Consider the following 9,803-nt stretch of genomic DNA (forward strand, 5'->3'; position numbering starts at 1 on the left):
TGCTGCTCGGCACGTGGGCGGCGCTGGCGGCGGAGACCGCGCCGCGGCGGCTGCGGCGGCTCGCCGGAACGCTGTTCCACCTGCCGATCGCGGTGCCGTCGGTGGTGCTGGGGCTGGCGCTGCTGGTGGCGTTCAGCCGGCCGCCGCTGGCGTTCAACGGGACCCGCTGGATCGTGCTGCTCGGGCACCTGCTGATCCTGCTGCCGTTCGCCTTCAGCACGGTGTCGGCGGCGCTCACCCGCGTCGACCCGCAGCTGGCGCAGGCGGCGGCGTCGCTCGGGGCATCCCCCGTCCGGGTGTTGTTGCGGGTGCGCGTGCCGGTGCTGCTGCCGGCGATGACGGCGTCGGCGAGCCTCGCGCTGGCGATGTCGATGGGCGAGCTGGGCGCGACGATGATGCTGTACCCGCCGGACTGGCGCACGCTCCCGGCGAGCGTGTTCGCGCTGACCGACCGCGGCCAGGTGTTCCTCGCCTCCGCGGCGACGGTCCTGCTGCTCGGCGTCACCCTCGCCGGGGTGGTGCTGCTGGGCCTGGCCCGTGGGCGGGCGGCGCACCGGTAGGTGCAACCGATCCGGCGTCCGGTCCGTCTTGCGGGTATGCGCACACTGCTGGGTACGGTCCTGCTGCTCCTGACGCTGACCGCCTGCGCGGCCGGTTCGGGCTCCGGGGCGGCGCCGGCGCCGGGCAGCACCGGCTCGGCGACGCCCCCGACGTCGGCTTCGTCCTCGCTGCCGGGGTCGCCGCCGGTCGCCCCGCCGCCGTCCCAGACGGTCGGCCGCCCCACGCAGGGCATCGCCCCGGGCGACGACGTGATCGCGGAGTCCCAGGTCGACGCGCGTTCCCTGCCCGAGGGCTACCCGCGCAGCCTCACCCGCAGCCCCGACGGCAAGACGGTCATCCTCCAGGCCGAGGAGGGCGGCTGCCGCCGCGTCTCGGCGCGCGTCGGCGACCAGACGCCGCAGCAGGTGGTGGTGCTGATCGCGGTCAGCGCGGGGAAGAAGGGCCAGATGTGCCCGGACTACATCCGCGAGATCACGATCCCGCTGCCCCTGACCGAGCCGCTCGGCACGCGCACGGTGGTACTCCGCCAGGGCTGACCCCGCCCGGACGCTGGGAGGGCGGCCCCGGGCTGCCCGGCCCCGCCCTCCCAGACCACCCCCAGGAAGCGGCACTTTCACGTGAAAGTGCCGCTTTCGCGAGTCCGAGTCGATCTTTCGTGCAACCCCGGGTCGGGGGCGTTCCGTCTTCGGGACATGAGGTACTTAGCGAAGGTGGTCGGGACAGGCGCGTTCCTGCTGATGGCGACGGCCTGTGCCGGCCAGGACATGCCCACCAGCCAGCCCGCTGCCGGGGGTGACTCCGCGGCGCCGACCGGCAGCCTTTCGACGTCGCCGAGCGAGTCGGTGCCGCCGGGGTCGCCGACGGCGAACCCGCCGGGGAAACCGCGGCTCACCGTGCCCGAAGGCAGTACGCCGGTGCCGCCCGCCAAGATCGACGCGACCGCGCTGCCCAGCGGCTTCCCGCACGAGGTGTGGACGGCCAACGGCGGCACCATCCTCAACATCCGCGCCCAGGAGGGCGGCTGCGGCCACGCCCTCGGCGAGGCGACCGAGCAGGCCGGCGACCACGTCGTCGTCAACCTGAGCGAAACCAAGGCGCAGACCGGCCAGATGTGCACCATGGACATCCGCTACCCGGTGATCTCGGTCGCGCTGGCCGCGCCGCTGGATCAGCGCACGGTGGTGCTGAAGACCACGCCGCCGAAGTGATCACCCTGGCCTAGGCTCGGGTGATGGGCAGCCGCCAGGTCTCACGCACCGCGATCGTCGCCACGACCCCGGAGAAGATCTTCGGGCTCCTGGCCGATCCGGCCCAGCCCCCGCTCATCGACGGATCCGGCACGGTCCGGGCCGCCCAGCCGGGCGGTCCGGACCGGCTTTCGCTCGGCGCGTGGCGCCACTTCAACGGCCACCGCTGGCGCTGGCGCCTCGAACCCCTCGACGGCGGCCGCACCGAGGTCACCGAGACGTTCGACTGGTCGACGGCGAAGTTCCCGCTGGCCATCACGCTCAGCCCGTTCCCGCGCAAGAACGCCCAAGGCATCGAGAAGACCCTCGCCCGGCTCACGGAGCTGTTCCCGGCCTGACGGAAGCCGCGCCCAATTAGTTGTACAATGCTTAATATTGTCCGTGCAACTACTTGCGGGGGTGCGGTGCCCCAGCTCGTCCGGCCCCGGGTCGTCCTGGCCGTCTGCTGCCTGAGCCTGTTCATCGTCGGGCTCGACAACACGATCGTGAACCTCGCGCTGCCCTCGATCCGCCACGAGCTGGGCGCGTCCGTCGCGAGTCTGCAGTGGACGATCGACGCGTACACGCTCGTCCTGGCGAGCCTGCTCATGCTGGCCGGCTCGACCGCCGACCGGATCGGGCGGCGCCGGACGTTCCAGACCGGGCTCGCGCTGTTCTCCCTCGGCTCGCTGCTGTGCGGCGTCGCGCCCAACGTCGGCACGCTGATCGCCTTCCGCGCGCTGCAGGCCGTCGGCGGCTCGATGCTGAACCCGGTCGCGCTTTCCATCGTCACCAACGTCTTCACCGAACCGCGCGAGCGCGCCCGCGCGATCGGCGTGTGGGCCGGCGTGGTCGGGCTGAGCATGGCGGTCGGGCCGGTGGTCGGCGGCGCGCTCGTCGGCTGGGCCGGCTGGCGCTCGATCTTCTGGATCAACGTCCCGGTCGGCGTCGCCGCGATCGTCCTGACGGTGGTGTTCGTGCCCGAGTCCCGGTCGCCGCACCCGCGCCGGCTCGACCCGGTCGGGCAGCTGCTGGTGATCCTCCTGCTGGCCTCGCTCACCTACGCGATCATCGAAGGCCGCGGCGCGGGCTGGACGTCGCCGGAGATCATCGGCTGCTTCGCCGTGGCCGCCGTCGCGCTGGCCATCCTGCTGCCCTACGAGCGGCGGCGCGCGGATCCGTTGCTGGAACTGAGGTTCTTCCGCAGTGTCCCGTTCTCCGGTGCGACGCTCACCGCCGTCACGGGCTTCGCGGCGCTGTCCGGGTTCCTCTTCCTCAACACGCTGTACCTGCAGGACACCCGCGGGTTTTCCGCGCTGCACGCGGGATTGCTGACCCTGCCGATGGCGGCGGTGACCGCGGTGTGCGCACCGCTGTCGGGCCGGGTGGTCGCCGCGCGGGGGCCGCGGCTGCCGCTGCTGGTCGCCGGCGCGGGGATCGCCCTGTCCGGCGCCGTGCTCGCCGGGATCGGCCCCGCGACGCCGATTCCGGTGCTGGTACTCGGATACGTGTGCTTCGGCGCGGGCTTCGGCATGCTCAACGCGCCGATCACCAACGCCGCGGTGTCCGGGATGCCGAGGGAACGCGCTGGGCTCGCGGCGGCGGTGGCGTCCACCAGCCGTCAGGTCGGGGCTTCCCTGGGCGTGGCGGTGATCGGCGCGGTCGTCGCCGCGGCCTCGCCCGCGGCGGACCGGGTGGCGTGGGTGATCGTGACCGCCTGCGGGGTCCTGGTGTTCGCGCTGGGCGTGCTGACCACCGGGCGCTGGGCGCTGGCGACGGCGGCGCGCGTCAATGGTTCGGACCACGGCGTGCCGGTCGCCTGAGTTCGGCTGTCGAACCTGTCGAAATTTTCGCGGAAGCGGTGAACCGCCCGCGTTGCCGGGCCGTATCCCAGGGTGAGGTGGTGATCAGAGAGGAGGGGCGCATGCCCCGGTTGAGTAGTGGTCGGCACCGCAAGCAGGCGACCATCGGACTGGCCGCGTTGCTGGGTGTTTCCGGCATCACCGCGACCGCGATCGCGCTGAGCAGCCCGGCGAGCAACGCGGCCGAAGCTCCCAAGGAAAACTGCGCAGGACTCGACACCGCACTGCAGAACAACCTGAACTTCATCGCGGGCCAGCAGGCGAACCCGGACGCGCAGTCGGCCGCGCGGATCGCCAACCGGCAGGCGGTGGTGGACCTGATCCAGCAGCGGCGTCAGGTCGCGGGGTGCACCGCGAACGTCGCGGCGAACAACGGACAGGCCCCGGCGGCCCAGGCGTCGGCCCAGCAAGCTCCGGCGCAGCAGCAGAACCAGCAGCAGAAGCAGTCCGGAGTGGACACCGGAGCCGTCGGCCAGGTCGTCTGCCCGGGGTCGACCGTGACCCTCTCGGGCGAAGGCGGCGCACCGGCCGCGTCGAGCAACCAGTTCCCGGCGGGGACGAAGCTGAAGGTGACGAACCTGGACAACTCGAAGTCCACGACGGTCGAGGTCACGTCGGTCTCGGGCAGCTGCGCGCTGCTCAACAACGCGGCTTTCGAACAGGTTCGGGAGCCCGGCAAGTTCCTCATCCGGCGCGCGCGGATCGAGCGCGTCGGCTGAGGGTGCAGGGAAGGAAGGGGGCACCGGCGGCGGGCCGGTGTCCCCTTCCCTTGCGTCCTAACGGAAGCTGATCTGCAGCACCGGGTCGCCGGTGCTGGCGAAGAAGTCGTTGCCCTTGTCGTCGATGACGATGAACGCCGGGAAGTCCTCGACTTCGATCTTCCACACGGCTTCCATGCCGAGCTCGGCGTACTCCAGGACGTCGACCTTCTTGATGCAGTCCTGCGCGAGCCGCGCGGCCGGGCCGCCGATCGAGCCGAGGTAGAACCCGCCGTGCGCCTGGCACGCGGCCGTCACCTGCTTCGACCGGTTTCCCTTGGCCAGCATGACGAGCGAGCCGCCTGCCGCCTGGAACTGCTCGACGTAGGAGTCCATCCGCCCGGCCGTCGTCGGACCGAACGAGCCGGACGCGTATCCCTCGGGCGTCTTCGCCGGGCCGGCGTAGTAGACCGGGTGGTTCTTCAGGTAGTCCGGCATCCCCTCGCCGGCGTCGAGCCGCTCGGCGATCTTCGCGTGCGCGATGTCGCGCGCGACGACCAGCGGCCCGGTGAGCGACAGCCGCGTCTTGACCGGCAGCTGCGAGAGCTGCGCGCGGATCTCGGCCATCGGCCGGTTGAGGTCGACGCTCACGACGTCGTCGGACAGGTCCTCTTCGGTGATCTCGGGGAGGAACTGCGCCGGGTCGCGCTCGAGCTGTTCGATGAACACGCCGTCGGCGGTGATCTTGGCCTTGGCCTGCCGGTCGGCGGAGCAGCTCACCGCGATGCCGACGGGGCAGCTGGCGCCGTGGCGGGGGAGCCGGATGACGCGGACGTCGTGGCAGAAGTACTTGCCGCCGAACTGCGCGCCGATGCCGAACTGCCGGGTCATCTCCAGGACCTGCTGCTCGAGGCTCGGGTCGCGGAAGGCGTGCCCCAGCTCGGACCCCTCGGTCGGCAGGTTGTCGAGGTAGCGCGCCGAGGCGAGCTTCGCGACCTTGAGGTTGAACTCGGCCGACATCCCGCCGACGACGATCGCCAGGTGGTACGGCGGGCAGGCCGCGGTGCCGAGGCTGCGCAGCTTCTCGTCGAGGAACCGGGCGAGCCGCTTCGGGTTCAGGACGGCCTTGGTTTCCTGGTACAGGAACGTCTTGTTGGCGCTGCCGCCGCCCTTGGCCATGAAGAGGAACTCGTAGGTCGGGTCCCCCTCCTTGTGGTACAGCTCGATCTGGGCGGGGAGGTTGGTGCCCGTGTTGCGCTCGTCCCAGAAGTTCACCGGCGCCATCTGGGAGTAGCGCAGGTTGAGCTGCTGGTAGGCGTCGAAGATGCCCTGCGAGAGAGCGCGCTCGTCGTCCCCGCCGGTCAGCACGCCTTCACCGCGCTTGCCGACGACGATGGCGGTCCCGGTGTCCTGGCACATGGGCAGCACGCCGCCGGCCGAGATGGCGGCGTTGCGCAGCAGGTCCATGGCGACGAAGCGGTCGTTCCCACTCGCTTCGGGGTCGTCGACGATGGCGCGCAGCTGGCGCAGATGTGATGTGCGCAACAGGTGCTGGATGTCGGTGATCGCGGTGCGGGCGAGCGTGGTGAGCGCTTCCGGGTCGATCTTCAGGAAGGTGCGCCCGGCGGCTTCGACGGTTTCGACGCCCTGGTCGGTGACCAGCCGGTATTCGGTGGTGGTGTCCTTGCCCAGCGGGAGGACTTCGGTGTGCTGAAACGTGGTGGACGGCACTGCCAGGCTCCTTTGCCAGCTCCGGGATCCGGTCAGCTTAGGCGGCGGGGGAGGGGGTGCCGAAGAGGCATGCGGTCACTGTGGGCCAACCCACGGGGGCTTGGTTTTCCGCAACCCCGAAGCCTGATTGTGACTACGGCCGGCAACGCCGCGTCAAGGCGGGAAAGCGTGCCTTGACCCGGCGCTGCCGGCCGTGTTCTGGCTTCGGATCGGGGTTGCGGGGAGGGCTGGGTGGCGGGGTGCCGGGTTGTGCCGCCCGGGTGCGGTGGGGGAGCTCCGCCGCCGTGCGGGGGGAGCTGGTCGGGAGGCCGGGTCCACCCCGACGGACCCGACCTCCCGGGGGAAGCTTCCGGGTGCGTGCACACCCGGTCGCGAGGTCGATGCCGCTACCGGTTCGAAGCCGCTTCAAGAATGTGACGTGACCGAAGTCATAAGTCAACGCGGCCGAACGGGTGTCGGCGGAAGGTTGCTACCCACGGCCGGCGGGGGCAAAACCCGGTTTTCGTGGAAAATTTTCACGACCAGCGGAACGCCTGGTCGTCGGCTTGGCGGTACGCCAAAAAAAGAGGGCGGGCGCACGGTGTGCGCCCGCCCTCTCCGGAGGATCGGTCAGCTGGCGTAGGCGCGGAGGCGGTCCGCGCGCTCACCCTGGCGGAGCTTGGACATGACCTCGCGCTCGATCTGGCGGACGCGCTCGCGGGAGAGCCCGAAGTGCTTGCCGATCTGGTCGAGCGTGCGGGGCTGGCCGTCGTCGAGGCCGTAGCGGAGGCGGATGACCTGCTGCTCGCGGTCGTCCAGCGTCGAGAGGACCCGGCGCAGGTCGTCCTGCAGCAGGCTCGAGATCACGGCGCTCTCGGCGTCCGTCGCCTCGGAGTCCTCGATGAAGTCGCCCAGCGGGGCGTCTTCCTCGGTGCCGACCGGCATGTCCAGGCTTACCGGGTCACGCGAGTGGTCGAGCAGGTCCGAGATCTTGTGCGCCGGGATGCCCGACTCGGCCGCCAGCTCCTCGTGGGTAGCGTCGCGCCCGAGCTGCTGGTGCAGGTCGCGCTTGATGCGGGCCAGCTTGTTCACCTGCTCCACCAGGTGGACCGGGAGCCGGATGGTGCGGCCCTGGTCGGCCATCCCCCGGGTGATGGCCTGGCGGATCCACCAAGTGGCGTACGTCGAGAACTTGAACCCCTTGGAGTAGTCGAACTTCTCCACCGCGCGGATGAGACCCAGGTTCCCCTCCTGGATCAGGTCGAGCAGCGGCATCCCCCGGCCGGTGTAGCGCTTGGCGAGCGAGACCACCAGGCGGAGGTTGGCCTCCAGCAGGTGGTTCTTCGCCACGTGGCCGTCGCGGACCAGGGCGGCCAGCTCGGTGCGGCGCTTCGCGGTCAGGCTCTCCGCGGTGTCCAGCATGTGCTGGGCGAAGACACCCGCCTCGATGCGCTTGGCGAGCTCGACCTCGTCGGCCGCGCTGAGCAGGGCCGTCTTGCCGATGCCGTTGAGGTAGACGCGGACGAGGTCGGCGGCGGGGCTCTGGGCGTCGAGGTCGGCGTCGGTGAGCGCCCCCACGCTCATCGCCGGCGGCTCCTCGGACACCTGAGCCGGGATGCGCTCGCGAATCCCGCGCGACTCGCGTTCGAGAGTCTGGACTGACATTCTGCCTCCCCGGTCACGGGCTGAACGTGCTGCTGCGGTGGTCCGCCGGTTTCGGCCCCGCGCCCCGGGGCCTGTGGAACCCGGTACGCCGGTCCGGCCGGCTTGGCTGGACATCTGGCACAACGCTCCGGGTTTCCAAAACGTTCCCGGCTCGCTGAAAAGGAGACGGCTGCCGGCGCGCTCCGGTTGCTCGACCATTGCTGAGCTTTTGCTGAGAACGTTCCGTGACCGGGAAACCTGAGAATCCCATGTGAATCGGGTCAGGATGTGAACCGGGGCACTGTGGTCTAGACCTCTACGACAACCGTGAACGGCCCGTCGTTGACGCTCGACACCGCCATCATCGCCCCGAAACGCCCCGTCGCCACGGTGGCGCCGCGGTCGCGCAGCGCGCTCACGACCGCGTCCACCAACGGCTCGGCGACCTCGGGGCGCGCGGCCTGCGTCCACGACGGCCGTCGCCCTTTCTTCGTGTCGCCGTAGAGCGTGAACTGGCTCACCACGAGCAGCGGCGCATTCGCCGTGGCGCATGATTCCTCGTCGCGCAGTACGCGCAGCTCGTGCAATTTCCGCGCCATCACGGCGGCCTTCGCCGCGTCGTCGTCGACGTGGATTCCCAGCAGCACAAGCAAACCCGGCTCGTCGATCGCGCCGACGACCTCGCCGCCGACGGTCACGTCCGCCCGCGTGACGCGGGCCGCGACGGCCCTCACTCGCTCGCCGGGACGAGCATCCCGTGCCGGACGAGCTCGCGGACGACGGGCAGCGCGGTGGCCGCCAGCTCCGAAGCGTCGAGGCCTTGCGAGAACGCGAGGAGCTCGATCAGGTCCTCCAGTGGCAGCGCGCCGCGGCAGCCCGCCAGGAGCCGCGTCGCCAGCTCGTCGACTTCGTGCTGCCAGCCCGGCCCGTCGGTGCGGTGGAGGCGCCGGATCGACGTCGCCCAGCCTTCGTCGCCGGGTTCCTCGACGCTTTCCAGCAAAACCGTGTCCGGGACCACAAAACGGACATCGAGCAATGAATCACCCGATTCGCGCAGCCATTCGACGCGGTCCAGCCAGCCGGCCGCCTCCGGTCCCAGCGGGTCGTCGTAGGCCTGCCGCAGGTCTTCGCAGACCACTGTGGGACTGCTCACCCCGGCCGCCCGGCGCAGCGTGACGAAGCCGAACCCGATGCCGCGGACGTCGTTCGCCGCGAACCAGTCGAGCCACGCCGCCGCTTTCGCCCGGCCCTCCGGCGACCGCGGCTCGAGGCCGGCGTCGCGCAGCCAGGTGCCGACGTAGAGCGCCGGGTCGGCCACGTCGCGCTGCACGAACCACGCGTCGGTCTCCGCGGGCAGCCAGCGGCTCACCCGGTCGGCCCAGTCCTCCTTGCCGGTGTGCAGCCACGAAGCGAGCAGGTGCCCGACGCCGCCGTCGTTGAGGAAGCCCGGCAGCTGCCGCACGACCAGCGCGCTCGCGTCGTCGCCGGCCAGCCCCGAGTCGCGGTAGGTGTAGTCCACCCGGGCCGGGCCGACCACGAACGGCGGATTGCAGACGACCTGGTCGAACTTCCGCCGCGCGACCGGCGCGAACCACTCGCCGCGCAGCAGCTCGACGTCCAGCTCGTTCAGCCGGAACGTCGCCGCGGCCAGCGCCAGTGCGCGCTCGGAGACGTCGGTCGCGGTCACGCGCTGCGCGTGCCGGGCCGCGTGCAGCGCCTGCACGCCGTTGCCGGTGCCCAGGTCGAGCAGGGTGCCGACGGGGTTGCGGCTGGTCGCGCGGATCAGCGACAGCGACGCGTGGCCGACGCCGAGCACGTGGTCCTCGGGCACGGTGCTGCCGAGCACGTCGGCATCGAGGTCGGAGACCACCCACCAGGAGCCCTCCTCGTCGCCGTGCGGCCGGATGTCGAGGGCGGCGCGGTAGCCGCCGGCGACCGGTGCCAGTACCCCGGCGGTGACGGCGTCCTCCGGTGAAAGCGGCGAGAAAGCGGCCTTGACCTCGGCTTCGGGCTCGACCCCGCCGAGCAGGAACAGCCGGATCAGCGTGCCGAGGTCGCCCGCGTCCCGGCTCGCGCGCTCCGCGGGGACCGGCTCGCCGCGG

Annotated in this window: 10 protein-coding genes; 6 read left to right on the forward strand and 4 right to left on the reverse strand. The window is 71.3% G+C overall.

The window, feature by feature from the left end; all coding sequences use genetic code 11:
• The 6 genes from G3I65_RS28460 to G3I65_RS28485 form a co-directional block, all read left to right on the forward strand.
• The coding region (locus tag G3I65_RS28460; RefSeq protein WP_160698833.1) for an ABC transporter permease at nucleotides 1-560 on the forward strand (560 nt) is incomplete at its 5' end.
• A 36-nt stretch (nucleotides 561-596) separates the two neighbouring features.
• Nucleotides 597-1,097 (forward strand): hypothetical protein, encoded by a 501-nt coding sequence (locus G3I65_RS28465; RefSeq protein WP_160698834.1) that lies wholly within the window; start codon nucleotides 597-599, stop codon nucleotides 1,095-1,097.
• A 174-nt stretch (nucleotides 1,098-1,271) separates the two neighbouring features.
• Nucleotides 1,272-1,769 carry a hypothetical protein gene (locus G3I65_RS28470; RefSeq protein ID WP_160698842.1) on the forward strand — a complete coding sequence of 166 codons (498 nt, stop codon included), beginning with the start codon at nucleotides 1,272-1,274 and terminating at the stop codon, nucleotides 1,767-1,769.
• A 23-nt stretch (nucleotides 1,770-1,792) separates the two neighbouring features.
• Nucleotides 1,793-2,146 (forward strand): dimethyladenosine transferase, encoded by a 354-nt coding sequence (locus G3I65_RS28475; RefSeq protein ID WP_160698835.1) that lies wholly within the window; start codon nucleotides 1,793-1,795, stop codon nucleotides 2,144-2,146.
• Between the two features lie 66 nt (nucleotides 2,147-2,212).
• Nucleotides 2,213-3,610: an MFS transporter gene (locus tag G3I65_RS28480; RefSeq protein WP_160698836.1), complete on the forward strand. Its 1,398-nt coding sequence runs from the start codon at nucleotides 2,213-2,215 to the stop codon at nucleotides 3,608-3,610.
• Nucleotides 3,611-3,711: 101 nt separating this feature from the next.
• On the forward strand, nucleotides 3,712-4,368 hold the full coding sequence (locus G3I65_RS28485; protein WP_160698837.1) for a hypothetical protein: 657 nt from the start codon (nucleotides 3,712-3,714) through the stop codon (nucleotides 4,366-4,368).
• A gap of 57 nt (nucleotides 4,369-4,425) precedes the next feature.
• Here G3I65_RS28485 and G3I65_RS28490 read toward each other — a convergent pair whose 3' ends face one another.
• The 4 genes from G3I65_RS28490 to G3I65_RS28505 form a co-directional block, all read right to left on the reverse strand.
• Nucleotides 4,426-6,078, reverse strand: coding sequence for a fumarate hydratase (locus G3I65_RS28490; RefSeq protein WP_160698838.1), 1,653 nt, complete (start codon nucleotides 6,076-6,078; stop codon nucleotides 4,426-4,428).
• A 609-nt stretch (nucleotides 6,079-6,687) separates the two neighbouring features.
• The gene (locus G3I65_RS28495; protein WP_160698839.1) at nucleotides 6,688-7,722 is read right to left on the reverse strand and encodes a sigma-70 family RNA polymerase sigma factor; all 1,035 of its coding nucleotides are present in this window, start codon (nucleotides 7,720-7,722) and stop codon (nucleotides 6,688-6,690) included.
• A gap of 287 nt (nucleotides 7,723-8,009) precedes the next feature.
• Nucleotides 8,010-8,435, reverse strand: a complete 426-nt coding sequence (gene dtd / locus G3I65_RS28500; protein ID WP_160698840.1) for a D-aminoacyl-tRNA deacylase — start codon at nucleotides 8,433-8,435, stop codon at nucleotides 8,010-8,012.
• Nucleotides 8,432-9,803, reverse strand: a 1,372-nt coding sequence (locus tag G3I65_RS28505; protein ID WP_160698841.1) for a class I SAM-dependent methyltransferase, incomplete at its 5' end; no start/stop codon positions are given. The genes G3I65_RS28505 and dtd, both read right to left, overlap by 4 nt.

The organism is Amycolatopsis sp. SID8362, from assembly GCF_010550475.1.
Classification (GTDB): domain Bacteria; phylum Actinomycetota; class Actinomycetes; order Mycobacteriales; family Pseudonocardiaceae; genus Amycolatopsis; species Amycolatopsis eburnea.